This is a genomic window from Cellulosimicrobium sp. Marseille-Q8652 (assembly GCF_965112045.1).
The window spans coordinates 2,225,461-2,249,946 of the sequence record NZ_CBCOPS010000001.1 but is presented as its reverse complement, the minus strand read 5'-3'; the positions used below and the strand labels follow the sequence as shown (position 1 = coordinate 2,249,946).

The 24,486-nt window shown below is 74.5% G+C and carries 24 protein-coding genes; 11 read left to right on the top strand and 13 right to left on the bottom strand.

Features of this window, described 5'->3' with window-relative positions; genetic code table 11:
- Nucleotides 1-187: 187 nt before the first annotated feature.
- Both kdpA and ACWPWV_RS10015 read right to left on the bottom strand, forming a co-directional pair.
- Entirely contained in the window at nt 188-1,843 is a 1,656-nt protein-coding gene (gene kdpA, locus ACWPWV_RS10020) for a potassium-transporting ATPase subunit KdpA (protein WP_454042849.1), read from the bottom strand.
- A gap of 56 nt (nt 1,844-1,899) precedes the next feature.
- Nucleotides 1,900-1,992 (bottom strand): potassium-transporting ATPase subunit F, encoded by a 93-nt coding sequence (locus tag ACWPWV_RS10015; protein WP_454042773.1) that lies wholly within the window; start codon nt 1,990-1,992, stop codon nt 1,900-1,902.
- Nucleotides 1,993-2,376: 384 nt separating this feature from the next.
- On the opposite strand from ACWPWV_RS10015, the gene ACWPWV_RS10010 reads away from it, so the two are divergent.
- The 3 genes from ACWPWV_RS10010 to ACWPWV_RS10000 are packed head-to-tail and all read left to right on the top strand — an operon-like array spanning nt 2,377 to nt 4,004.
- Complete coding sequence (locus ACWPWV_RS10010) at nt 2,377-2,673, top strand: type II toxin-antitoxin system VapB family antitoxin (RefSeq protein ID WP_251149990.1); 297 nt, start codon at nt 2,377-2,379, stop codon at nt 2,671-2,673.
- A 25-nt stretch (nt 2,674-2,698) separates the two neighbouring features.
- On the top strand, nt 2,699-3,349 hold the full coding sequence (locus ACWPWV_RS10005) for a LytR C-terminal domain-containing protein (RefSeq protein WP_454042772.1): 651 nt from the start codon (nt 2,699-2,701) through the stop codon (nt 3,347-3,349).
- 43 nt (nt 3,350-3,392) lie between these two features.
- Complete coding sequence (locus ACWPWV_RS10000) at nt 3,393-4,004, top strand: GNAT family N-acetyltransferase (RefSeq protein WP_454042771.1); 612 nt, start codon at nt 3,393-3,395, stop codon at nt 4,002-4,004.
- An 80-nt stretch (nt 4,005-4,084) separates the two neighbouring features.
- Here the strand turns inward: ACWPWV_RS10000 and ACWPWV_RS09995 are convergent, their stop codons facing one another.
- The 5 genes from ACWPWV_RS09995 to ACWPWV_RS09975 all read right to left on the bottom strand — a co-directional run bounded on the left by ACWPWV_RS09995 (nt 4,085) and on the right by ACWPWV_RS09975 (nt 11,806).
- On the bottom strand, nt 4,085-5,458 hold the full coding sequence (locus ACWPWV_RS09995; RefSeq protein WP_454042770.1) for a uracil-xanthine permease family protein: 1,374 nt from the start codon (nt 5,456-5,458) through the stop codon (nt 4,085-4,087).
- 73 nt (nt 5,459-5,531) lie between these two features.
- The gene (locus tag ACWPWV_RS09990) at nt 5,532-7,667 is read right to left on the bottom strand and encodes a glycosyl hydrolase (RefSeq protein WP_454042769.1); all 2,136 of its coding nucleotides are present in this window, start codon (nt 7,665-7,667) and stop codon (nt 5,532-5,534) included.
- Nucleotides 7,664-8,410, bottom strand: a complete 747-nt coding sequence (locus ACWPWV_RS09985; protein WP_454042768.1) for an HlyD family efflux transporter periplasmic adaptor subunit — start codon at nt 8,408-8,410, stop codon at nt 7,664-7,666. The genes ACWPWV_RS09990 and ACWPWV_RS09985 overlap by 4 nt, the downstream gene beginning before the upstream one ends.
- Nucleotides 8,407-10,350, bottom strand: a complete 1,944-nt coding sequence (locus ACWPWV_RS09980) for a glycosyltransferase family 2 protein (protein WP_454042767.1) — start codon at nt 10,348-10,350, stop codon at nt 8,407-8,409. The genes ACWPWV_RS09985 and ACWPWV_RS09980 overlap by 4 nt, the downstream gene beginning before the upstream one ends.
- Before the next feature lie 532 nt (nt 10,351-10,882).
- Complete coding sequence (locus tag ACWPWV_RS09975; RefSeq protein ID WP_454042848.1) at nt 10,883-11,806, bottom strand: LLM class F420-dependent oxidoreductase; 924 nt, start codon at nt 11,804-11,806, stop codon at nt 10,883-10,885.
- Between the two features lie 182 nt (nt 11,807-11,988).
- Between ACWPWV_RS09975 and ACWPWV_RS09970 the strand changes: the two genes are divergently transcribed.
- The 3 genes from ACWPWV_RS09970 to ACWPWV_RS09960 all read left to right on the top strand — a co-directional run bounded on the left by ACWPWV_RS09970 (nt 11,989) and on the right by ACWPWV_RS09960 (nt 15,209).
- A complete protein-coding gene (locus ACWPWV_RS09970) occupies nt 11,989-12,537 on the top strand; it encodes a hypothetical protein (RefSeq protein WP_454042766.1) in 549 nt (182 codons plus the stop codon).
- 720 nt (nt 12,538-13,257) lie between these two features.
- Nucleotides 13,258-14,625: an RCC1 domain-containing protein gene (locus ACWPWV_RS09965; RefSeq protein ID WP_454042765.1), complete on the top strand. Its 1,368-nt coding sequence runs from the start codon at nt 13,258-13,260 to the stop codon at nt 14,623-14,625.
- Complete coding sequence (locus ACWPWV_RS09960; protein ID WP_454042764.1) at nt 14,622-15,209, top strand: signal peptidase I; 588 nt, start codon at nt 14,622-14,624, stop codon at nt 15,207-15,209. Before ACWPWV_RS09965 ends, ACWPWV_RS09960 begins: the two co-directional genes overlap by 4 nt.
- Before the next feature lie 60 nt (nt 15,210-15,269).
- On the opposite strand, the gene ACWPWV_RS09955 is transcribed toward ACWPWV_RS09960, so the two are convergent.
- Nucleotides 15,270-15,569 carry a Dabb family protein gene (locus ACWPWV_RS09955; protein ID WP_454042763.1) on the bottom strand — a complete coding sequence of 100 codons (300 nt, stop codon included), beginning with the start codon at nt 15,567-15,569 and terminating at the stop codon, nt 15,270-15,272.
- Between the two features lie 80 nt (nt 15,570-15,649).
- Between ACWPWV_RS09955 and ACWPWV_RS09950 the strand changes: the two genes are divergently transcribed.
- Both ACWPWV_RS09950 and ACWPWV_RS09945 read left to right on the top strand, forming a co-directional pair.
- Entirely contained in the window at nt 15,650-16,540 is an 891-nt protein-coding gene (locus ACWPWV_RS09950; protein ID WP_454042762.1) for an LLM class flavin-dependent oxidoreductase, read from the top strand.
- 111 nt (nt 16,541-16,651) lie between these two features.
- Nucleotides 16,652-16,861 carry a DUF2510 domain-containing protein gene (locus ACWPWV_RS09945; protein WP_454042761.1) on the top strand — a complete coding sequence of 70 codons (210 nt, stop codon included), beginning with the start codon at nt 16,652-16,654 and terminating at the stop codon, nt 16,859-16,861.
- Here the strand turns inward: ACWPWV_RS09945 and ACWPWV_RS09940 are convergent.
- Together ACWPWV_RS09940 and ACWPWV_RS09935 are read right to left on the bottom strand one after the other, a co-directional pair.
- Entirely contained in the window at nt 16,848-17,462 is a 615-nt protein-coding gene (locus ACWPWV_RS09940) for a dihydrofolate reductase family protein (protein ID WP_454042760.1), read from the bottom strand. The genes ACWPWV_RS09945 and ACWPWV_RS09940 overlap by 14 nt on opposite strands.
- Before the next feature lie 145 nt (nt 17,463-17,607).
- Entirely contained in the window at nt 17,608-19,530 is a 1,923-nt protein-coding gene (locus tag ACWPWV_RS09935) for an ABC transporter ATP-binding protein (RefSeq protein WP_454042759.1), read from the bottom strand.
- Between the two features lie 154 nt (nt 19,531-19,684).
- Here ACWPWV_RS09935 and ACWPWV_RS09930 point away from each other — a divergent pair, with 154 nt between their 5' ends.
- The 3 genes from ACWPWV_RS09930 (at nt 19,685) to ACWPWV_RS09920 (ending at nt 21,000) form a co-directional block, all read left to right on the top strand.
- Nucleotides 19,685-20,338, top strand: a complete 654-nt coding sequence (locus ACWPWV_RS09930; protein WP_454042758.1) for a TetR/AcrR family transcriptional regulator — start codon at nt 19,685-19,687, stop codon at nt 20,336-20,338.
- A complete protein-coding gene (locus ACWPWV_RS09925) occupies nt 20,335-20,640 on the top strand; it encodes a hypothetical protein (protein WP_454042757.1) in 306 nt (101 codons plus the stop codon). The genes ACWPWV_RS09930 and ACWPWV_RS09925 overlap by 4 nt, the downstream gene beginning before the upstream one ends.
- A 141-nt stretch (nt 20,641-20,781) precedes the next feature.
- Nucleotides 20,782-21,000, top strand: coding sequence for a hypothetical protein (locus tag ACWPWV_RS09920; RefSeq protein ID WP_454042756.1), 219 nt, complete (start codon nt 20,782-20,784; stop codon nt 20,998-21,000).
- A gap of 24 nt (nt 21,001-21,024) precedes the next feature.
- Here the strand turns inward: ACWPWV_RS09920 and ACWPWV_RS09915 are convergent, their stop codons facing one another.
- Genes ACWPWV_RS09915 through ACWPWV_RS09905 form a run of 3 tightly spaced genes read right to left on the bottom strand, consistent with a single transcriptional unit; the run spans nt 21,025 to nt 24,389 of the window.
- Complete coding sequence (locus ACWPWV_RS09915; RefSeq protein WP_454042755.1) at nt 21,025-21,630, bottom strand: ECF transporter S component; 606 nt, start codon at nt 21,628-21,630, stop codon at nt 21,025-21,027.
- A gap of 45 nt (nt 21,631-21,675) precedes the next feature.
- A complete protein-coding gene (locus tag ACWPWV_RS09910; protein WP_454042754.1) occupies nt 21,676-22,506 on the bottom strand; it encodes an energy-coupling factor transporter transmembrane component T in 831 nt (276 codons plus the stop codon).
- Nucleotides 22,503-24,389, bottom strand: coding sequence for an ABC transporter ATP-binding protein (locus tag ACWPWV_RS09905; protein ID WP_454042753.1), 1,887 nt, complete (start codon nt 24,387-24,389; stop codon nt 22,503-22,505). Before ACWPWV_RS09905 ends, ACWPWV_RS09910 begins: the two co-directional genes overlap by 4 nt.
- Nucleotides 24,390-24,486 lie beyond the last annotated feature (97 nt).

Here is a 24,486-nt window from a genome sequence, read left to right as displayed (position 1 = left end):
GGGGGGGGGGCCCCGCGGGGGGGGGGGGGGGGGGGGGGGGGGGGGGGGGGGGGGGTGGGGGGGGGTCGGGGGGGGGCGCCGGGAGGAACGGGGGGCGGGGTTGGTAGACCCGCCACGCCCTCCGCGGAACCACGGGCGCTCGGAGGTGACGCCACCACCGGACGCTCGGACGAAGAGGACGACGTGCTCATGACAAGGACTCCACGACGGGACCGAGGGACAGGACGGGGATGAAGGTGAGGCCGACGACGACGAGCGCGACGGTGCCGAGCAGGCCGACGAACAGCGGCTGGTGGGTCGGCAGCGTGCCGGCCGAGGCGGGGACGGCCTTCTGGCTCGCGAGCCGGCCGGCGAGGGCGAGGACGAGCGCGACGGGCACGAAGCGGCCGACGAGCATCGCGAGGCCGAGGAGCGTCTCGTAGTACGGCGTGCCGGTGGTCAGGCCGCCGAACGCGGACCCGTTGTTGTTCCCCGCGGACGCGAACGCGTAGAGGATCTCGGACAGGCCGTGCGGGCCGGTCTCCTGCTGGCCGGCGAGGCCGGCGGGCAGCACGACGGACAGCGCGGTGCCGACGAGGACGACGGCGGGCGTCGTGAGGATGTACAGCGCGACGAGCGTGATCTCGGGGCGGCCGATCTTCTTGCCGAGGTACTCGGGCGTGCGGCCGACCATGAGCCCGGCGACGAACACGGCGACGATCGCCAGGACGAGCATCCCGTAGAGACCGGCGCCCACGCCGCCCGGCGCGATCTCGCCGAGGAGCATGGTGAAGAGGACCACTCCCCCGCCCGGCGCGGTGAACGAGTCGTGCATGGCGTTGACCGCGCCGGTGGACGTGCCGGTCGTGGCCACGGCGAACAGTGCGCTCCCCGCGAGCCCGAACCGGGTCTCCTTGCCCTCCATGGCCGCACCTGCGGCCGCGGGCGCGGCTCCCGGGCCGGCGAGCTCGGCCCACGTCGTGAGGGCCAGGGCGACCGTGAACAGCGCACCCATGGCGCCGAGGATCGCCCAGCCCTGGCGGCGGTCGCCGACCATGAGCCCGAACGTGCGGGGCAGCGTGACGGGGATGACGAGGAGCAGGAAGACCTCCAGCAGGTTCGTGAGCGGGTGGGGGTTCTCGAGCGGGTGGGCGGAGTTGGCGTTGAAGAACCCGCCGCCGTTGGTGCCGAGCTCCTTGATCGCCTCCTGGGACGCCACGGGCCCGCCGAGCACGTGCTGGGAACCGCCCGCGAGCGTCTCGACGGCGGTGTGGGGGCTCAGGTTCTGGATCACGCCGTTCGCGACGAGGACCACGGCCGCGACGAACGCGATCGGCAGGAGGACCCGGACGACGGACCGCGTGAGGTCGGTCCAGAAGTTGCCGATCCGCGCGTCGGTGCCGGAGCGCGCGAACCCGCGGACGAGCGCGATCGCCACCGACATCCCGACCGCCGCGGAGACGAAGTTCTGCACGGCGAACCCGGCCATCTGGAGCAGGTGCCCGGCGGCTGCCTCGCCGGAGTACCACTGCCAGTTCGTGTTCGTCACGAACGAGACGGCGGAGTTCCACGCGCCGGCGGGGTCGAGCCCGGTGAACCCGAGGTCGAGCGGGAGGTGCTCCTGCAGGCGCCCGAGGCCGTAGAGCACGAGCACCGAGACGAGGGAGAACCCCAGCAGGGAGAGCAGGTAGGTGCTCCACGTCTGCTCCGCGTCGGGGTCGATGCGCGCGGCGCGGTAGCCGGCGCGCTCGACGGCGAGGTGGCGCGGCGACGTGTAGACGCGGGCCATGTACGCGCCGAGCGGGGCGTGCACGGCGGCGAGCGCGACGACGAGCAGGGCGACCTGCCCGACGGCGGCCCACACGACCGCGGGGTCCGCGCCGGTGCTCGCAGCGGTGGTCACCTCGATGGGCACGGCGCTCACCGGGCCCGGTCGCTGCGCAGCAGCGCGACGACGAGGTAGCCGAGGGTGCCGACGACCGCGGCGAGCGCGATCCAGTCGAGGGCCGTCATTGGTTCCCTCCCGACGATCCGTGCCGGCGCGCGACGAGCGCGACCGCGGCGAAGAACGCGACGGTGAGGAGGAGGTAGGCCAGGTCGGCCATGTGCAGGACGCCTTCGCGACGACGGGCGACCGGTCGCGCTCGGCGCGGCGGTCGGAGCGCGACGGCCGCGCTCCATGCCGTTCTACGTCCGCCGGGACGCGCGTCGGGTGCGTCCTGACGGAACCCTGACGCCCGGTCCGCGGTCCCTGACGGCTCCCTGACCGGCGTGCCCGCACCGGTCGCCCGCTCCCGCTCGTGCTGCCGAACACCTCGTGGGGAGAACGTGACGACCGCGTGACCGACCGCGGAAGTGCGGGGTGCGCCACGCCGTCGGGCACCTAGGATGTGCCGCATGATCTTCAAGGCCGTCGGAGACGGGCGCCCCTACCCGGACCACGGCAAGGTGAGCGTCAAGGACTGGACCGATGTCCCGCCCCGCCAGGTGCGGCTGGACGAGCTCGTGACGACCAAGCGCACCCTCGACCTCGACGCGCTCCTCGCCGAGGACTCCACGTTCTACGGCGACCTCTTCGCGCACGTGGTCGAGTACGACGGCGTCCTGTACCTCGAGGACGGGCTGCACCGCGCGGTGCGTGCGGCGCTCCAGCAGCGCGCGATCCTGCACGCCCGCGTCCTGACGCTCCGATGAGCGCCCCGTCGGGTAGGTTTCTGGCGTGACCACCGAGCCCGACCGCGCCCGCTCCGTGCGCCGCCGGCGCATCCACGAGCGTCAGGCCGTCGTGTTCGGGCTGCTCATCGCCGCCCTGGCCGTCACCGGCCTCGGTGCGCTCGCGGTGTACACCGGGGCGATCGACGCACCGTTCTCGCGCCCGTTCTCCTCGCCCGAGGTGGTCGACGCTCTCGCGGACGTCGAGATCCCCTGCCTGCCCGAGGGCGCCCTCCCGGCGGCGTCGGGGGACGTGCACGTCACGATCGTCAACGCGTCGGGCCGGGACGAGCCCCTCGCCAGCATCAACGAGGACGTGCTCACGGAGCGCGGGTTCGCCATCGACGGCACCGCGAACTCCGACGACCTGGACGGCGACGGCGAGCCCGACGTGCTCGCCCGGACGCAGATCCACTTCGGGGCGGGAGGCATCGCCCCGGCGTACACGCTCGGTGCGCACTACCCCGACCCCGGGTACGTCCTCGACGCCCGCAAGGACACCACCGTGACGCTGTACATCGGCGCCGACTTCGACGGCGTCGTCGACCTCGAGCTGGTGGGGATCGCCGCGGACGTCCCGCTGGAGGACCCCGAGGGCTGCGTCCCGGCCGACCAGATCACGCCGCGCCCGCTGCCCGTCCCGCCTGCGGAGGGCTGACGGCCCGCCCTGCGGAACCCTGCGACACCCGAACGGCTGCCTCATGACCCCCCTGCCCATCCGTCCCGCGCACGTCGACGACCCCGCCGAGCGCGACCGGCTCTACGACATCTGCCTGCGCACCGGCGCGTCGGGCGCGGACGCGAGCGCCCTGTACGCCGACCGGCGCCTGCTGGGCGAGGTCTACCTCGGGGCGTACCTCGCACTGGAGCCCGGGCTGGCCTTCGTGCTCGACGACGGTGGTGACGCCGTGGGCTACGTCGTCGGCGCGCGGGACACCGTGGCGTTCGACGCCGCGTGCGAGCGCGAGTGGTGGCCGCCCCTGCGCGCGCGCTACCCGGTCGGGTCGTTCGCGGACGAGTCTCCCGACGAGGCGCTCGTGCGCCTGATCCACGCGCCGAGCCGCCCGGAGCCCGACGTCGTCGTCGGGTTCCCGGCGCACCTGCACGTCGACCTCCTGCCCGCCGCGCAGGGCGGGGGCAACGGACGCCGCCTGCTCGAGACCCTGTTCGACGCGCTGCGCGCGGCCGGCGTCCCGGGGGTCCACCTGGGCGTGGCGCACGACAACGCCCGGGCCGTGGGGTTCTACCGGCACCTCGGCTTCACCGAGCTCTCCGGCGACGACGGGGGGACGACGCTGGGCCTGCGGCTCTGACGTCGCCCGACGGCCCCGGGTCATCGGCCACCCGCGCCGCCGAACCCCGGGTTGCCGTCCCGACCCGGGGTTCGGCCGTGTCAGTGCGCGTCGTGCACCGCGGCCTCGTCGCCGCCCGGGGCCGACGCCGGGCTGGCCGGCTCCTGGCTCGTGCCGCGCCACCGGGAGATCGCCCGCATGAGGTGGTAGATCACGAGCGCGGCGGCCGTGCCGAGCGCGATGCCCTCGAAGGTGAGGTCGCCCATGATCCACGTGAAGTTCGCGATGCCGATGACGAGCGGCACGGCGGCGGTCGTGAGGTTCACGGGGTCGGAGAAGTCGACCCGGTTCTGCACCCAGATCCGCGCTCCGAGGATGCCGATCATGCCGTAGAGCATGGTCGTCGCGCCGCCGAGCACCCCGGCGGGGATCGTCGCGATGAGCGCGCCGAACTTCGGCGAGAGCGACAGCACGAGCGCGGTCGCGGCGGCGACCCAGTACGCCGCGGTCGAGTAGACGCGCGTCGCGGCCATGACCCCGATGTTCTCGGCGTACGTCGTGGTGCCCGACCCGCCACCGATCCCGGCGAAGGTCGTCGCGAGCCCGTCCGCGAACAGCGCGCGGCCCGTGAGGTCGTCGAGGTTCCGGCCCGTCATCGCGGCGACGGACTTCACGTGCCCCACGTTCTCGGCGATGAGCACGAGCACGACGGGGACGAACAGGCCGAGCACCGCGACGTCGAACGTCGGCGTGACGAACTCGGGCAGACCGAACCACCCCGCCTCCCGCACGGCCGTGAAGTCCACCTCGCCCTGGATCATGGCGGCCACGTAGCCGATGACCACGCCGACGAGGATCGACAGCCGCCCGAGGATGCCCTTGAAGAGCACGGTGACGAGGATGATCGACGCGAGCGTGATGAACGCCGTCACGGGCGCCGCGCGGAAGCCGTTGGTGCACGACTGGACGATCTCGCCGTCGACCACCTCCTGCGTGCACGTGCCCCACGCGACGGGAGCGAGGTTGAGGCCGATGAGCGCGACGATCGTGCCGGTGACGATCGGCGGCATGACGACGTCGATCCAGCGGGCGCCCGCGAGGTGCACCACCAGGCCGATCACCGCGAGCACGAGACCGGTGACGAGGATGCCGCCGACCGCGACCGACTGCCCCTGCGACGCGGTCGCGGCCCCGATGGGCGCGATGAACGCGAAGCTCGACCCCAGGTAGCTGGGCAGCCGGTTCCGCGTGATGAGCAGGAACCCGGCCGTGCCGACGGCGGAGAAGAACAGCGTCGTCGCCGGGGAGAACCCGGTGATGAGCGGCACGAGGAACGTCGCACCGAACATCGCCACGACGTGCTGCATGCCGATCCCGATCGTGCGCGGCCAGCTGAGCCGCTCGTCGGGGTCGACGACGGCCCCCGGCGCGACCGTCCTGCCGTCCCCGTGCACCCGCCAGCCGATGGCGCTCATGACTCTCCTGTCCGTGACGTCCGTGGGAAACCCCCGGTGCAGGGTAGTGCCCGGCGGCGCCTCCCAGGTCCGCTCAGCCCGAGGCGTGCGTCATGAGGAACGCGAGGAGGTAGGAGCGGGTGCTGCCGTCGTCGACGCGTTCCTCCGGCAGCGAGCGCGCGATCTCGAGGGCCGACGCCGCGTCGTCGGGCCCGGCGAGCGACGCGTACATGAGCAGCTGGTCGCCGAACATCACGTCCCACGACGCCGCGTCGTCGCGCGGGCCGGCGAGCTCGGCGTCGAGGTTGGCCCGGATGCGCTCGGGGTCGCCCGCGAGGTAGTCCGCGACGGGCTGCGAGGGCAGCACGAGGATGCCGAGCATCGCTCCCGGCTCGGCGCTGAACCACGTCGCGTAGTCCCGCTTGCCTCCCCAGACGAGGGACGTCACGGCCGGCGTGAACCCGGAGACCGCGGGGTCGTCGCGGTCGAAGTCGGTCCAGTAGGCCCGGGCCGACGCCGCCTCGGCCGACAGCAGCCAGCGCGCCTGCGCCTCGAGGTCGTCGTCGCCGGACGCCGCCGCCCACAGCGCGAGCCCGTTCCACGCGGACACGGCCTCGGACGCCGACTCCTGGTTGTTCCCGTCGGCGAACGGCGAGTAGCCCGACGCCCACGAGTGGCCGGCGTACGCGTCGAACACGCGCAGCGCCGGGAAGTCCTCGGACCCTGCCCCGGCGGCGACGTCCGCCGCGAGGAGGTCCAGGACCGGCGCCAGGTCGGCCGCGAGGTCCGGGTCGTCCGCCGCCACGACGCCCGCCGCGTAGAGGAGGTAGCCGTAGTGGAAGTGGTGGTCGTTGAACTCCTCCGACCCGAAGGACGGGGTCTTGCCCACCACGCCCCGCACCGCGGGGTCGTAGACGAAGCAGCGTGCGTCGCGCGCGTCGCACCCGCCCGGCTCGGTCCACTCGCGCAGGCCTGCGGCGAGCTCCTCGCGCAGCGGGGCCGCCACCTCGTCGACGCCCAGCTGGTCGGCGAGCGAGAGCAGGTTGGCGTCGCGCGCGAGGGACTTGCCGCCGAAGTACGTGTCGGACGGGAGCGGTTCGTGCGCCGCCCAGTCGGCGCGCACCTGGTCCGCGAGCTCGGCGCGCGCGTCGTCGCCCAGACGCGAGACGTCGAGCGTCCCGGCCGGCTCGACGGCCGGGCTCGTCCACGCGAGGGTGGTCGCCGTGCACACGTCGACGGTCCCGCGCACGGTCGCGTACGTGCCGAGGCCGCACGTCGCGCCGTCGCTCTCGCGCTGGTGCGGCAGGCGCACCACGACGGTGCCCGGGCCGTCGGGACCGCCGTCGGTCGCGTAGCCGATCGCCGTCGTCACGGCGTCGTCGGCCACGCCGTAGGCGAGCGTCGTCCCCATGACCGGGGCGGCCGCCGCTGCGGCGAGCGTCGTCAGCGCGTCGTCCGACGCGTCGTCGGGCAGGTCGTCCGGGACGGGGAGGAAGGCGACGGACTCCCCCGCGGCCAGGTCGAGCGACCGCCCGTCCGGCCCGAGCACCGACTCGTCCGACGGACCCTCCGGACCGACGAGGAGCCACTCGCGCCCGTCCACGTCGGCCGTGACGAGCCCGTCCGCCGCGCCGAACGCCTGCGTGAGGCTCGCCGTCTGCGCCGTCGCCGCGCTGTACCGCAGCACGGGCGAGCCCTCGACGAGCGTCACGCTCCCGATCGCGGCGCCGGACGCGTCCTGCAGCTCGAGCGTCACCGAGGCGGTGTCGTACGCCGTCACGCGCGACGCCGTCGCCCCGACGTCCACCGCGACCTGCGGCACGAACGGGCCGAGGATCGACGTCTCGGTGACCTGGACCTCCGGCAGCCCGACGCCGAACCCGCCGTCGGTGACCCCGAACGCGAGCGGCACCGGGAAGACGGGCAACGGTTCCTCGCCGAACACCAGCCCGGAGAACCACCGGTTCGTCGGCGGCACGAGCCCGTCCGCGAGACGCATCGACGGTTCGGGCGCGACGGACTCCTGCGGGAGGATCGCGGGGTCCACGTCGGGAGCCGTCCCCGTCCGGTCCGCCGCGGGCGCCGCGGCCGTCCCGCCCCCGTCGGTCCCGCCCGGCGAGGCGTCCGACGTGAACAGGGCGCACCCGCCGAGCGCGAGCGCGCCGACCAGGGTGGTGATCCCCGCCGCGCGCCCGGGAACGGTGCCGCGGGCTCGCGCGCGCCGCGTCACAGCCCGACCTTCCGCAGGAACTGCCCGAACGTCTCGTTGACGCCGGCGAGCACGCCGTCGTCGTACAGCTCGATGCTGGCGGTCACCGGCGTGCCGGGCGTCAGGAGCCCGGCCTGCACGCCGTCGGCGCGACCGGCGTCGACGAGCGCGTCGCTCGTGATCTCCACGGTCGCCTCGGCGACGTCGTCCGCGTTCGTCACGGACACCGACGCCACCTCCCCGCGGACCTCGCTCTGGTCGGGCAGCACGATCGTCACGGGCGCGCCCTGCCGGACGCGCGCGTAGTCGCTCGGGTCGAGCGACACCTCGGCGTCGACGAAGAGCGAGCCCGCGCGGTCGAGCGTCGCGATCGTCGACCCGGCCTCGACGAACGCGCCCTCGCGGGCCGACACGTCGGTCACGACGGCGTCGTAGGGCGCGACGAGCGTGATCGTCCCGTCCGGGCTCACCTGGTAGGCCTTGGTGTCGGCGCTCACGAGGCCGATCGACAGGTCGTGCTGGAGCGTCAGGCTGCTGACCGCGAACAGCGGGTCTCCCGCCGCGACCGCGTCACCCTCCTCGACGAGCGACTCCGTCACCGTCCCGGCGTAGTCGGTACCGATCCCGAGGGACTCGGCCCGGATGGTGGCCGTCTCGCTCGTGGCCTGGCTGAGCCGCCGGTTCATGACGAGCGTCAGCGCGGCGCACACGAGCACGACGGCGAGCAGCCCCGCGACGAGGCGCAAGCGGTTGGACCAGGTCATGCGGCACCTCCGGCAGGACGAGCGGCGGTCGGCGCGGGCGCGCCGTCGAGCAGGGACGACTCACGGCGACGAGCCGCGCGCGAGTCCGGCGAGGCAAGGGCTTCCGGACCCTCGTCAGGGCGAGCCGACCGCAAGGCGGCGGGGAGGGACGACGACGCCGGGTCGTGGTGGGTCTGGCGGGAGCCCGCGAGGGACGAGCGGGCGGACGGTAGACCCGGCGTCGTCGTCCCGGACCGCCGGCCGGTGACCCGACGCTCACGCCGGAGACCACGGGCAGCACGCTTCGCCGCCGACGACTCGCGGAACGCCGTGACGACGAACGCGCCGAGGATGAACGTGTTGGTGACGTTCCACGCGAGCGCCAGGCTCCGCACCGGGTCGCCCCACTCCTTCCACACCGCCACCGCCGACGTGATGAGCAGGAAGGCGAAGAACAGCACCTGCGGCATCATGAAGTTGAACGGCGAGGACGCCTTCCCCTTCTGCCCGGTGACGTGCCAGGCCTGCTCCTTGCCCGTCATCGCGTTCCACAGGGCCCGGGTGTAGATGGGGAACGACACGGACGCGAGCATGAGCACCTCCCACCGGAACGAGCCGAGCGTGAAGAACGCGATGGCGATCTGGAGGACGTAGAACCCGGCGTAGTAGAGCAGCCAGGTGCCCCACGAGATCGTGAGGTTCATCGGGGTGAGGTCCAGGTAGATCTGCAGCGGCGGCACGAGGAGCAGCACGAGCGGCGCGATGCCGGCGAGGTAGTGCGTCGCGGTGACGGTGTACTGCAGGCGCTGGTCGAGCGTGAGGTGGCGGCGTGGGCTCAGCGGGTTGTGCTGGAGCATGATCTCGAACCCGCCGGTCGCCCAGCGCAGCTGCTGCTTGGTGTACGCCTCGACGGTCTCGGGGGTGTCTCCGACGGCGAGCGTGGTGGGGATGTAGACGGTTCTCCAGCCGCGTTCGTGGAGCATGAGCGACGTCCACACGTCCTCGGACTTGGAGTCGGTGTGCATGCCGCCGATGTCGTCGATCGCGGCGCGGCGGAAGATGACGTTCGTGCCGACGCAGAACGCGGCGTTGAACCGGTTCCGGCCGGGCTGGACGAACCGGTAGAACACGGCCTGCATGTACCCGGCGCCGCGCGAGATGAGGTTGTGGAGGTTGCCGTAGGTCTGCGGCGTCTGGACGAACGCGACGTCGTCCTTGACGAAGAACGGCACGGTCTCGACGAGGAACTCCGGCTTGGCCACGAAGTCGGCGTCGAGGATGACGAAGAGGTCGCCCTTGGCGATGGCGAGCGCGTGGTTGACGTTGCCGGCCTTGGCCCCGTTGCTCGACAGGCGGCGCACGTAGCGGGCGCCGAGCTGTGCGGCGAGGTCGCGCACGTCGTCGGAGCGGCCGTCGTCGAGCACCCACGTGCGGTGGGTGCCGCGCATCGCGAGCGCGGCCCGCACCGTGCGGGCGATGGTGTCGAGGTCCTCGCCGTACGTGGTGATGAGGACGTCGACGGTGAGGGGCTGGTCGTGCAGGTACAGGTTCCAGCGGGTCGGGTCGTCCTCGGCGCCGTCGCGGATGATCTCGGGGACGTCGAAGAGCCGGTCCTTGGCGTGGTGGAACGAGAACCCGCGCGGGTCGTGCCCGCTCGACAGGACGGTCCACATCGCGAGGAGCGCCTGGGCGACGAGCACGGTCTCGGCCGTGATGACCATGACGTACGGCAGCGCGTCGCCGCGGTTGGCGGGGTTGAGGAGGAACACCGCGTACGCGACGACGCCGAGGGTCGCGAGCAGCATGATCATGACGAGCGACGGGGACCGTGCCGCGGAGTTCTCGTCGCGGGGCGGTCCGGTCGGGCGCTCGGGCTCGGTGCGCGGACCGAAGGGCTCGGGCCGCACGTACTCGGTGCGGCGGGGGGTGACGACCAGACGGTCGAACTCGGAGACGGCCATCGCGTGTCCTCGGGTCTCGGTGGGCTCGAGAGACGGGTGCCGGGGGTCGACGCGGGTGCGAGCCCACGCCGGGCCCTCTGCGCCCGGGGTGCGGCGACCTCGTCGGCGTCGTGAATTCAACAGCGTGCGTGCGGTCGAGCCCCCTGCCGGCTCGTCCGCGAGGACCAGCCGGAGACGGGTCGAGGTGACCCGCTCGGGAGCGGGCCACCTCGTCGTCTGCGGCGAACCTAACCGGCACCTCGGGTGGTGTCACGGGTGAGGGGCGACGGCGCCGGGGCGTGTCCTGGTACGCCGGTGCCGGTCATGGAGGTCGTGGGGGCCGGGCACCCGGGTGCCCGGCCGGCCCGCGGGCCGTTGGGAGCGCTTGCATCCGGAGAGTCGCGCGCCGTCGCGCGGCCGACCGCGGGGGCGCCACGACGCCACGGTCCCGAAACAGCCCGTTCACCGGCCGAAACCGAGATTTCACCGGGGCGCCGCGTCGCGTGTCCACCCCTCGGACGCGCGACGCGGCACGGTGGTCGTGCCGGCGTGCTCAGCCGAGCTGGGGGCGGACCTCGTCGGCGATCAGCTGGAGGTGGTCGAGGTCGTGCAGGTCGAGCACCTGGAGGTAGAAGCGCGTCGCGCCCTGCTCCGCCGCCGCGGCGAGCTTGTCCGCCGCCTCCGCGACCGTCCCGGCGACCCCGTTGCGGCGCAGCTCCTCGGGCTCGCGGCCGATCGCCGCCGCGCGGCGCGCGAACTCCGCCTCGCCCTTGCCCACGGCGACGACGAACGCCGCCGAGTAAGCGAGCGAGTCGGGGTCGCGGTCGGCGTCGAGGCACGCGGCGCGCACGTTCTCGAACCGCTCGGGGAGCACGCCGGGGTCGGGGAACGCGGCGTTGTACTCGCTCGCGTAGCGCGCCGCGAGCGCCGGTGTGCGGCGGGGACCGTGCCCGCCGACGATCACCGGGATGCGGTCCTGCGCGGGCTTCGGCAGCGCCGTCGAGTCGACGAGCGTGTAGTGCTCGCCGCTGAAGGAGAAGGTCTGCCCGACGGGCGTCTCCCACAGGCCCGTGATCACGGCCAGCTGCTCCTCGAGGATCCCGAACCGCTTCTCCGGGAACGGGATGCCGTACGCCTCGTGCTCGCGCGCGAACCAGCCCGCGCCCAGGCCGAGCTCCACGCGGCCGCCGGACATCTGGTCGACCTGCGCGACCTGGATCGCGAGCACGCCAGGGTGGCGGAACGTCGCCGAGGACACGAGCGTGCCGAGCCGGATGCGGCTCGTCTCGCGGGCCAGCCCGGCGAGCGTCGTCCAGGCGTCGGTCGGGCCGGGCAGGCCGTCGCCGTCGCCCATGACGAGGTAGTGGTCGGAGCGGAAGAAGGCGTCGAAGCCGAGGTCCTCGGTCGCCTTCGCCACGGCGAGGACGTCGTCGTAGGAGGCGCCCTGCTGGGGCTCGGTGAAGATGCGCAGGTCGATCTGGGTCATGCCGCTCAGCCTGTCACACGCGTGCCCGCACGACGCCCGCGCCTCCGCCCGCGCTCGACACGCCGTCAGGGCTTCCGGTTGCGCGCCACCCGGGTGTCGCTCATCGTGCGTTGACGGAGATCGACGACGCTCCTCCGTACCGACCACGTGGTGACGAGCAGGGGGAGACATCGATGGACGCGACCAGGGCACGCAAGGTCAAGATCGGGCTGGCGGGGCTGGCCGTCCTCGGCCTCGGCGCCGCGCTCACGAGCGCCCAGTGGACGGACCAGGTGTTCTTCCAGGCCGACGTCTCCACGGGGACGTTCAACATCCAGGGCGGGGTACCCGCCGACCAGGGCGCTCCGACCGTGCCGACGACCTGGGTCGAGTCGGACACGTGGGACGGCACCGAGGCGGGCGTCGCGACGATCGAGCTCGACCTCGGCAGCGCGCAGGTCGCCCCCGACGAGACGACGACGCTCACCGGCTACGTGCGCAACGACCCCTCGAGCACGTGGACCGCGGACGTCAGCGCGATCACCGTCACGCCCTTCCTGCCCACCGGCGTCACGGCGTCGGTCGCGTACGCGACGGGCGGCAACGACCCGGCGGACCTCGACCCGGGCGACTCGGTGGCCTTCACGGTCACCGTCGCGGCGAGCGACGCCGTGGTGCAGGACGCGAGCGGCGAGCTCGCGGTCACCGTCGACGGCGTGTCCGTCGCACCTGTCACGCCCTGACCCTGCCGGACGACATGCTCCTCTGCTCGGGACGGCACGGTCGACGCCTGCTCGGCGGCGTCCTCCTCGCCGCCGCGGTCCACGTCGGCCTGGCGCTGCCGGCGTCGGGTGCCGACGCGACCGTGGAGCCGGAGGACCTGGTGTTCGACACGCTCGCCCCGGGCGAGACCTCGTCCGCGGTCACGACGTTGCGGGTCGACGCGCCGTCGGGTGCGGCGATCGTGCGCGCCGAGGTCGCTGCGACGGGCGAGCTCGTCCCGCACCTGACGACGGCCGTCGAGTCCTGCGCCACCGCGTGGACGGCGGCGGGCTGCGCGCCGGGTGCGACGCTGCTCGTCGAGGGACCCGCCGCCTCGTCGGGCTCGGCGCTCCGGGTCCCCGTCCCGGCGACGGGGGTCGTGCACCTGCGGGTCGGCATGACGCTCTCGGACGACGCTCCTCCGGAGGCGAGCGGCACCGTCGTCTACCGGCTCGACCTCGTCGGCGCGGCGTCCCCGGGGATGTCCCCGCCGCAGCCCCCGCTCCCGGCCCGGGCGTGCCGGGGGCGGCGGGGCCGCCGGCCGGCGGGGCGGCCGGCCCGCCGCCCGCGACCACGGGGGCGGACGTCGCCGCCGTCGGTGCCGCCGCGCTCGCGCTCGTCGCGCTGGGCGCGGCCCTGCACCGCGCCCGACCGCGCCACGACCGCGGAGGGGCGGCATGACGCGGGCCGGGAGGGACCACGTGTCACGCCCCCCGCTGCGTCCGCTGCTCGCCGCTCTCACCACGCTCGTGGCCGTGCTCGCCGTCGGACTGCTCGGTCCTGCGGCGCGCCCGACGTCGGCCGCCTGGACCGACCCGGTGCACGCGCGCGCGACCGTCGTGGTCGACGCGGCGGTCGCCCCGGAGATGATCGCCGCGGGGCAGGGCTTCACGTGCGCGCTCGTGGAGGGTGCGGGCTGGTGCTGGGGCCAGGGCGGCAGCGGACAGCTCGGGAACGGTGCGTCGACGAGCTCGGCGGTCCCCGTCGCGGTCGCGCCCGGCGCGATGGGTGCCGCCGTCGTGACGGACATCGACACGGGCACGCAGCGGGCGTGCGCGGTCGCGGCCGGTGCCGCGTACTGCTGGGGCGTCGGTGTTCTCGGCGACTTCGACACGGCGCAGCCCTGGGAGGCGCCCCCCTCCCCGGTCCCGGTGGCCGTCTACGCGCAACCGGCGGGGACCGGCGCCAACGAGTACGAGTCCCCGCTGTCCGGTCGCACGGTCACGACCGTCGGGGCCGGGGAGTTCGCCACCTGCGCGGTCGCGGACGACGCGTCGGCCGCCTGCTGGGGGCTCAACGTCGGGTTCCCCCGGCCCACCGACCCGTCCGACCCGCAGAGCCGCGCCAACGCCCCCATCGCCGTACCGACGAGCGCGGACGACCCCACGAGCGAGCTCCCGCCCGGGGTCCGGATCGACCACGTCACGACGGACTTCCAGAACGCGTGCGTGCTCGCCGGGGGCGAGCCGTACTGCTGGGGCCGCAACCAGGAAGGTCAGGTCGGCAACGGCGAGAACGGGACGGCCGACCTCGCCCCCACCGCCGTGCTGCCGGGCGCGATGACGGCCCGGCCCGTTGCCGACATCGACGGCGGGACGTACCACACGTGCGCGGCCGCCGGCGGCTCGGCGTACTGCTGGGGCATCCGGGCGAACGGCCAGATCGGCGACGGCGGCGGGATCACGGGCACGCAGAACGTGCCCGCACGTGTCGCGCTCCCTGCCGGGGTCGTGGTCTCCGACATCGCCGCGGGGGGCGGGAGCGCGTGCGCGCTGACCACCGAGGGGGCGGTCTACTGCTGGGGGAGCAACGTGGACGGTCAGCTGGGCAGCACCGTGGTGGGGATCGGCGGGTCGACCGACACCCCCGTCCTCGTGGACCGCTCGCTGCTGCCTGCGGACGTGACCTTCACGTCCGTCGTCGTCGGTGCGTCGCACGCGTGCGCGACCGCGAGCGACGACCAGGTGTACTGCTGGGGCGCCGCGGAGGCGCTCGGCACCGGTACGGGCCAGACCGTCGCCCCCCGCCCCTCGGTCCCCGTCACGCCGACGTGGGCGGCCGCACCATGACGGCGGTGCGGCGGCTCGCCGACGTCGCGCTGACCGTCGCGGCCGCGGCGGGGGTGCTCGGGCTCGTGCTCTTCGTGCTCGTCCAGGCGGGGACGGTGCAGACGCTCGTCGTGACGTCGGGGTCGATGCGCCCGACGTACGAGGTGGGCGACGTCGTGATCAGCCGGAGCGTCGACGCCGGGCGGCTCGCGACCGGGGACGTCGCCACCCTGGAGGACGCGTCCGGCCGGCTCATCACGCACCGCGTCGTCAGCGCGGAACCGGCGTCGGCCGGTGCCGTGAGCGTGGTGATGCAGGGGGACGCCAACGACGCGCCCGACGCCGTCCCGTACGTCGTGGACGAGGCGCTCGTCCCGGTGGTGCGGGTCCCGGGCGTCGGGCCGCTCGTCGCGGCCGTGCAGCGACCGTCTGTCGCGATCCCCGGGCTGGTGGCCGTCGCGGCGCTCGTCGCGATCGCGTTCGTCCCGAGCGGTCGTCGCGCCGGACCCGGCGCCGACGTCGCGACCACCGCGGACGACGCCGTGGGCACGGACGGAGGCGCGCGCGGCGGCCCGCACCGTGGTCGGCACGCGGCACGCACCTGATCCGACCGGGCGTCGGCACGCGGTCCGCACCGAGACGGCCTCGCCCGGGAGGTGACCGGCTCAGTCGTCGAGCGGCACCAGGTCGAGCTCCTGGAACTCGGCGACCTCGGCCACCCAGCGGTCCGCGACGAACGCCCGGTGCGCGGGGTGGGCGTCGTACGCGGCGTACGCGGCGGCGTCGTCGAACACCATGGAGAACTGGAACGCGAGCGGGCTCTTCGTGCTGACCTGGCGCGAGACGGTGAAGTCCTGGACGCCGGGGATCGCCGTGAGGGTGCGACGTCCCGTCGCGAGGAACTCGGCCTCCTCGGGGCTGTCGGCGGCGTGGACGAGGCGGAAGGCGACGGTGTGCTGGATCACGGACGCCACCCTAGGACCCGACCTCTCCCGGCGCGACGGCACGCAGGCGCTCCGCCCGTGCGCACCCTTAGGGTCGTGCCATGCGCGTGAGCACCGTGATCCTGCCCGTGTACCCGTGGCGCGAGGGCCGAGAGGTCTGGCGCGAGGCCGACGACCTCGGGTTCCACGCCGCGTACACGTACGACCACCTGTCGTGGCGGACGTTCCGCGACGGTCCGTGGTTCGGCACCGTGCCGACCCTCGCCGGTGCGGCGGCCGTGACGGAGCGGCTGCGGCTCGGCACGCTCGTGACCTCGCCGAACTTCCGCGAGCCGGTGACGTTCGCGAAGGACGTCATGACGCTCGACGACCTCTCCGACGGGCGGATCACGATCGGGCTCGGAGCCGGCACCACGGGGTTCGACGCGACCGTCCTGGGCGGCGAGCCGTGGCCGGCGCGCGAGCGGGCGGACCGGCTGCGCGACTTCACGGTGCTCCTGGACCGGCTGCTCACCGAGCCCGCCGTGACGCACGCCGAGGGGTACTACCGGGCGCACGAGGCCCGCACCATCCCCGGACCGGTGCAGTCGCCGCGCGTGCCGTTCGCGATCGCCGCGACCGGTCCGCGCGGGCTGCGGCTCACGGCGCGGTACGGGCAGGCCTGGGTGACGACCGGGGACGACCGGCTCGCGGACACGACGTCGGCCGAGGTGCGGGCGGCGGTGCACGCGCAGGTGCAGAGGCTCGAGGCCGCGTGCACCGACGCCGGGCGGGACCCGTCGGGGATCGAGAAGATCCTGCTCACGGGGTTCACCCCCGACCGTCCGCTCGCCTCGGTCGACGCGTTCGTCGAGACCGCCGCCGCCTACGCCGAGGTGGGGGTCACGGAGATCGTGGTCCACCGTCCCGTCCCCGGCACGCAGTTCGAGGGGGAGCAGTCCGTCTTCGAGCGCATCGCCACGGAGGGCGCTCCCCAGGTCGCCACCCTCTGACCCCTCCGCGTGACGCTCGTCCCCGTGACGACCTCGGCCCCGACACCTGCGCAAGGCACGACGCGCTCGGGACACACACGGGACGAGAGCACCGCGACGCGAGGAGGCGACGTGCGCAGGACACCGGCAGGCTGGTACGCCGACACGAGCGGGTCACCGAGCGAACGATGGTTCGACGGGATCTCGTGGACAGCGCTGACGCGGCCCCGCGAGCCGTCACGCCGCAGCACCGCGCGCCCGTGGTGGACGGTCGTCGCGCTCGGTGCCGCCGTCGCGCTCCTGGTCGCAGCGCCGCTCCTGCTGCCCTTCACGACGACGTGACGCTCCCTCGGCGACCGGCAGGCCGGTAGACGAGGTGCGTGACGCGTGACGCGGCGCGCACGGAGACGATCTCGAGCTGCTGGGGCGGCACGCCGTCGAACACCCGGTCCCCGTGTCCCAGGACCTGCGGCACGACGTGCAGCCGGATCTCGTCGACGAGCCCGGCGGCGAGGAACTGGTTGACGGTCGCGGCACCGCCCGCGATCGAGACGTCCTTCTCCCCCGCTGCCTCGCGCGCCTGCCGCAGCGCCGACTCGATGCCGTCCGTGACGAACGTGAACGTCGTGCCGCCCTCCATCACCAGGGGCTCGCGCTCGTGGTGGGACAGGACGAACACCGGCGCGTGGTACGGCGGCTCCGGCCCCCACCAGCCCGACCAGCCGAGGTCGGGCTCGCCGCGGTCGGGGCCGAACATGTTGCGTCCCATGACGTAGGCGCCGGCGGACAGGATGGCCGCGAGCTCCTCGGCGTTCTCGTCCGCCGTCTCGAACATCCACGCGTGCAGGTCCACCCCCTCGCCGAACGGGTGCTCGGCCGTCTGGTCCGGACGGGACGAGAACCCGTCGACCGACACCGCCACGTCGAACGTCACACGACCCATGACACCCTCGCTCTCCGCGGCCCCGACGGGCCGCCGTGGTCCCCTGACGCTGCTCCGACCGGGCCGGGCCGGCGAACTCATCGCCGACCCGGCCCGGAGCGAGGACCGGGGTACCACCTCGCGGGACCGGGGTGCTGCCTCGCGCTCAGGCGGCGGCGGGGGTCTCCTGCGTCGCGATGCGCAGCGCGGCGACGAGCTCGCGGTAGAGCTCGTCGGTGGCGAGCAGCTCCGCGTGCGTGCCGCGCGCGCGGACGCGCCCCGCCTCCATGACGAGGATCAGGTCCGCGTCGATCACCGTGGAGAGCCGGTGCGCGATGGTCACGACGGCCCGGTCTCGCGCGAGGTCCTCGATCACGGCGTGCACCGCCGCCTCGGTCAGCCCGTCCACCTGAGCCGTCGCCTCGTCGAGGAGCAGCACGTCCGGCGCGTGCAGGACGGCGCGCGCGAGAGCCACGCGCTGGCGCTCGCCCCCGGAGACGGTCGTGCCCACGAGCGACGTGTCCAGGCCGTCGTCGAGGGACCGTACCTTCGCCGCGAGCCGCACCTTTTCCAGCGCGTCCCACATCGCGTCTTCGCTCGCCCCCGGGTCGGAGAGCTGCAGGTTCTCCCGGATGGTCCCCGGCACGACCGGGGTCTCCTGCTCGACGTACGCGAACCGGCGGCGCACGTCGTCGAACGAGAGCGTGTCGTACGGGACGCCGTCGAGGAGGATCTGCCCCGACTCCGGCTGGAGGAACCGGAGCAGGAGGGAGAACGTCGTCGTCTTGCCCGCGCCCGACGGCCCGACGATCGCGACCTGCCCCCGGCGCGGAACCGCGAGGTCGAGGTCACGGACGACCGGCTCGCCGCCGGGCAGGTACCGCGCGGTGACGCCGCGCAGCGCGAGGCGCGGGACGTCGTCGGGCACCGCTGCCCCGCCCGACGCCGCGCCAGCCGCACGCCCCTCGTCGGCCTCGGCGCCGGGGTGCAGGGGCGACGACGCGGCCGTGCGGTGCGCGGCCGCACCCGGCTCGTCCTCCTCGACCTCGATCGCCTGGACCTCGCGGATGCGGCCCGCGGCCGCGATGCCGGCCTGCAGCTGCGTGACGTTCATCGTCAGGCCGGTGACGGGCTCGACGATCTGGAACGCGTAGAGCAGGAACGCCACGAGGCCCGACACCGCGAGCAGCCCCTGGTCCACGCGCCACGCCCCGAGCGCGAGGACCACGATGATCGCGAGCTGGATCCCGCCGCCCGCGATGGTCCACGCGACGGCCTCGGTCCGCACGGCGCGGACGCTGTACCGGGCGGACGCCTGTGCGTCGTCGAGCACGCGGTCCACCTGGCGGCCCTCGGCGCGGCTCGCCTTGATGGTCCGGACGGCGCGCAGCCCGCCCTCGAGCGTCCCGCCGAGGCTGCCGAGCGACTCCTGCGCCTTCTCCTGAGCCTTGGCGATGCGCGGCATGAGCGCACCGACGAGCACCCCGATGACGACGATCGCGGCGAGGGTCGTGCCGAGCAGGACCATGTCGAGGACGCCCATGAGCACGATCGTCCCGACGAGCGACACCGCGAAGTTCACGAGGTTGACGAGGCTCGACGACGCGGCCTCGCGCAGGAGCACGGTGTCCGACGTGACGCGCGTGACGAGCTCGCCCGTGGGCCGTCCGGTGAGGGCGCCGATCTTCGCGCTGAAGTACCGGCGCACCATCGACGACCTCGCGTCGAGGACGACGCGCTCGGCGAGCGTGCCGAGCAGCACCCACTGCCAGAGCCCGAGGACGAGGCCGACGACGAGGAGCCCCACGAGGGTCAGGACGGCCGGCGTGAGCGACGCCCCGGTGCCGAGCGTGTCGAGGACCCACTTGGTGACCATCGGGGTGGCGAGGCTCGCCGCGGTGGTGCCGAGGCCGAGGACGAGGCCCAGCGCGAGGGTGCGTCGGTGCGGGCGGACGAACTCCCACAGCACCTTGAGCCGTGGGAGGAACGGTCCCTTCGGACCGGTCTCGGGAGCGGCCGGTGGGGGCCTCGTCGCGACGGTGCCGGTGTCGGGGTCGGGTTCGGTGGTGTCGGGGTCGGTGGTGACCATGCCGTCAACCATGGTTGACAATCCCCTCTGGTGTCAACTGCGGTTGACACCTTGGCGCGAGCGATCGAGCGGGCTGTTGGTATTCCTTAGTGGAACACGGCTGTTCCACTGTCGGCAAGATGTGTGCCGCTGTCCCGATCGCTAGGGTGAGCCCGTGACGGCACGAACGAGCGGCAGCACCCCGACCCGGGGCGCCCGCGGCACCCGCGGCACGGCCGCCCCCGCGCCCGAGCCCACGGAGACGGCCGCCCGCGCGCGCACGCGCCGCGCGATCCTCGAGGCGGCCACGACGGTGCTCAGCGCGGACAAGTCGGCCTCGCTCGCCGACGTGGCGCAGGCGGCTCACGTCGGGCGGACGACGCTCCACCGCTACTTCCCCGAGCGGGCGGACCTCGTGGAGGCCATCGGCGCGGAGGCCGTCGAGCGGACGCGCGGGGCGATCTCCGCCGCACGGCTCGACGACGGCGACGCCGCGGCGGCGCTCCGGCGGCTCGCCTTCGAGTACTTCGACCTCGGCCCCTGGTACATGGTCCTGTTCAACGAGATGTCCGACGGTGAGCCGGAGTTCTGGGCCGAGGCCGAGGAGGCGGAGGAGCCGGTGCGCGAGCTCCTGAGACGAGGTCAGGCGGCCGGCGTGGTCGACGACCAGCTCAGCGTGTCGTGGCTCGTGCGGACCCTGTGGTGGACGCTCTTCAACGCGTGGTCGATGGCCGACGAGGGCGAGGTGTCCCGGGCGGACGCGCTCCGGATGGCCCTGCGCAGCATCGAGGGCATGGCCCTCGCCCGGCCCGCGGGGAGCACGTCGTGACGGCCGCCGGCGGGCCTCCCGCCGAGGACCGGCCGAGAGGCGGTGTCGGCGACCGCGTGCGTCGCTGGTGGCGGCGTGCCGACGACGTCCGCACGGGGACACGGTGGTCGAGCGTCGCGACGGTGCTCGGCGGCGTCGTCGTCGCGGCCGTCTGCCTGTGGAACGTGCTGCGCGGTCGGGCGTGGGCCTGGATCCCGTTCCTCGTCGCCGCGGCGGTGGCGCTGCGCGAGGTCCGCTACCTCCAGCGCGTTGCCCGCGGCGGACGGCGCGGGCCGCGCTACCAGGAGAACGCTCCGCGCTGACTCCGCGCACGGCGGGGTCATCCGGAGGTCGCACACGCGCGGCGAGCAGGATCCACCGGACGGCCGACGCGCAGAGGGGGCCCGGCCGCGAAGACTGGGGTACGGCGTCGGGCAGCGGCGCCAAGGATCCCGGAGGCACCCGTGACGAGCCAGACCCCAGCCCGCGCGACGACCCCACCCCCGCGCGCCGCGGCCCGCGGCGTGCGCTTCACCGCGCGCCGGGGCCGCCGCGCACCCGCACCCGCCCGGCCGTCCGTGCCGCCCGTGGAGCGGGCGAACGGCTGGGTCGTGGCCGTCGCCGTCGCCGCCGGGGCCGTGCTGTTCTCGGTCCTCGCGATGAACGCGTTCCTCGGCGCCTGACGGCTCCGTCCCTCCCGGCCCTGGTCAGCGCTGCTGCGCCGTCGCCACGGCCGGCTCCGCCGCCACCGTGCGACGCGCCGGCGCGAGCCCCCGCGCCACGCCCGCGCGCTCGAGGCGCCGCGCGAGCAGCAGACCCGCCCACGTCCCGACGAGCGAGCTCGCGATCATGAGCACGACGATGAGGACCTGCACCACCGGCGCCATCGACGCCGCGTCGAAGGCGACGAACGCCGACCACGTGTACAGCGCGGCGAACACGAACGTCGCCACGTAGAAGAGCCACGGCGCCCAGACGCGGTAGAGCGTCACGAGGAACGCGACCTCGAGCGCCGCGCCGACCATGAGGCACGTGAGGATCGACGACGCCCCGAGCGGCGAGGCCGAGCTGATGACCCCGGCGACGAGCATCGTCAGCACGGCGGCGCCCGGGCGGCGCACGAGCGCGAGGGCGAGCACCGGCCCCACGATCCACAGGCCGAGCATCGCGGAGTACAGCACGGGGACGGTCGCGGACAGCGCCGCCGCGACGAAGTTGGCCGGGACGAGCAGCACGCCCGTGGCGGCACCGATCGCGGCGCAGGTCGTGAGGTACCGCGTGGTGAGCGACTGACGGCGGGGTGCGGAAGGCATCGGGGCTCCGGGTGTCGAGGGAGGGTGGAGGGAAAGGTCGCGGGGTCAGCCGGTCAGCGCGGGCACCACGACGAGCGCGACCACCGCCGGGAGCGACCACGTCGCGAGGAGGAACACGACGTCGCGCCCGCGGAACGGCACGACGACGCGCTCGGTCCGCGTCGGGTGCGCCCCGAAGGCCCGCGCCTCCATGGCCAGCGACACGCGCTCGCCGTGGCGGATCCCGCCCGCGAGCAGCGGCACGGCGTAGCCGAGCTGACGCCGGGCCCCGGCGAGCGGTCCCGTGCCGTGGTCGACGCCGCGCACGCGGTGCGCCGCGCGGATGACCTCGAGCTCGTGGCCGAAGCGGGGGACGAACCGCAGCGCCGCGAGAGCCGCGTAGCCCACGCGGTAGGGCACGCGCAGCTGCTGGACCATCGCCCGCACGACGTCCTGTCCCGTGGTCGACAGACCGCCGACCAGCACGAGCAGGAGCAGCGCGCACGTGCGCAGGCTCGTCGCGAGCCCGGTCGCCAGCGCCCCGGACCACAGCTCGAACGGGCCGAGCGTCAGCAGCAGCGTCGTGCCGTCGACGCTCGCCGGGTCCGTGAGCACGCCGAACGACACCGTCATGACGGCCGCGAGCGCCGGCAGACCGAGCAGCAGCGCCGCCACGACGCGGCGGGGCGGCCGGGCCATGAGGAGGATCACGGCGAGCGCGGCGAGCCCGATCAGTGCCGGGGTGAGCACGTCGCGCGTCGTGAAGACGTAGACGACGACGGGCAGCGGGCCGAAGGCCGTGACGAGCGGGTCGTACGTGCGCAGGTCCCGCGCGGGCCCGGCGAAGGCGCCGAGCCGCGTGGTCTCCGCCGGGGCCCCGGCGACGGCGGTGGTCATGCCGTGGCCCCCACCGGTGTCGCGGCCGCGACGGGCAGGTCCGCCAGCCGCGTGACACCCCGCCAGGCGGGGTGCGCGAGGTGCCGCGTCGCGCGCGCGAGCGGCGGCGGACGCAGCCCGGCCGCGCGCAGCACGGCCTCGTCGGCGAGGACGTCGGCCGGGGCGCCGTCGGCGAGCACGCTCCCGTCCGCGAGGGCGACGACGCGCGTCGCGTGCTCGGCGACGAGCTGCATGTCGTGGCTCACGACGACGACGGCCGTGCCCTCGCGGTGCAGCGCGGTGAGCAGGTCGAGCAGCTCGGCGGCCCGCTCGCGGTCCTGCCCGTACGTCGGCTCGTCGAGCACGAGGACCTCGGGCCGGCACACGATCGCGGTCCCGACGGACAGGCGCCGCTTCTGCCCCCCGGACAGGAGGAACGGGTGCCGGTCGCGCAGGTCGGCGAGACCGAACCGTCGCAGCACGTCGTCGACGCGTTCGGCGACCTCGTCCTCCGGCACGCCGCGCACGCGCAGGCCCAGCGCGAGCTCGTCGTCGACGCGGGACGTGACGATCTGGTGCTCCGGGTTCTGGAACACGAAGCCGACGCGCTGCGCGAGCTCGCGCGGGTCAACGCGCGTCGGGTCGACGCCCGCGACCGTCACGCGGCCGTCGAGCGCGCCGCGGCGCGGACGGAGCACGCCCGCGGCGAGCTGGGCGAGCGTCGTCTTGCCCGCGCCGTTCGCGCCCACGACGGCGACGAGCTCGCCGGGCGCGACGGTCAGCGACACGTCGCGCAGCACGGTCGTGGCCGACCGCCCGCGGCCACGCCGGAACGTGAGGTGGTCGACGACGAGCACCGGGGTGGCCGCGCCCGTGCCGTCCGGGACACCCGGCGTCCGGTCTCCGCCGTGCCCGACGCCGTCCCGCGCCGCCGTGGTCCGGCCGGCGGCCGGCTGCGGGTCGGGCAGGACGGGGATCGCGTCGAGCGCCGTCGCGAGCTCGTCGGGCGTGAGCGGCAACGGGTCGAGGGCGACTCCCGCCGCGCGCAGCCGCAGCGCGGCGAGCGTCGCGGTGGGCAGCCAGACCCCGAGGTCGGCGAGCTGCTCGGCGCGGCCGACGAGCACGTCCCGCACGGGCCCGTCGACGACGAGTCGGCCCGCGGCGTCGAGCACCACGACGCGGTCGACGAGCGAGACGGCGGCGTCGAGGTCGTGCTCGACGAGCAGGACGGACCGGTCCCCGCGCGCCACGACGTCGCGCAGCACCGCGTAGACCTCCTCGGTCCCCACCGGGTCGAGGTTCGCCGTCGGCTCGTCGAGGACCAGGAGCGGGGAGCCCAGGGCGAGAGCGCACGCGATCGCCAGGCGCTGGCGCCCGCCCCCGGAGAGCGTCGCCGGGTCGTGGTCGCGTCGGTCCCACAGGCCCACCGTGCGCAGCGCCGCCCCGGCGCGCGCGAGGACCGCGTCGACCGGCAGCAGGAGGTTCTCGGGGCCGAAGCACACCTCGTCCAGCACCGTGCCCGTGACGACCTGCGCGTCGGGGTCCTGGAAGACCATCGCGACGTCGCGCGACAGCTCTGGCGGGGAGTGCTCCGCCGTCGAGCGGCCGCGCACGCGGACCTCGCCCTCGAGGTCGGCGCCCACGACGTGCGGCACGAGCCCGTTCGTCGCGAGGGCCAGGGTCGACTTGCCGCACCCCGACGGACCGAGGAGGAGGACCGCCTCGCCCGGCCGGACCTCGAACGTCACGCCGCTCGGCGTCGGTTCCGGACGGCGTGGCGCGCCCACGACGGGACCCGGGTCGGCGAGGTCGTCGTGGTGGAGGTGATGCCGGATGCTCACGGCGCGCACGGCGAGCGCCGGCGCGTCCGTGGACGCGCCGGTCGGCGTCACGTCCCCGGTCACGCAGCACAGGATAGGCGAACCTAAGACGTCTGACGAGACCCCTGACCGCGGAGATTCAGCCGCTCGAACCGTCGACGCGGCCCGTCACGCAGGTCTA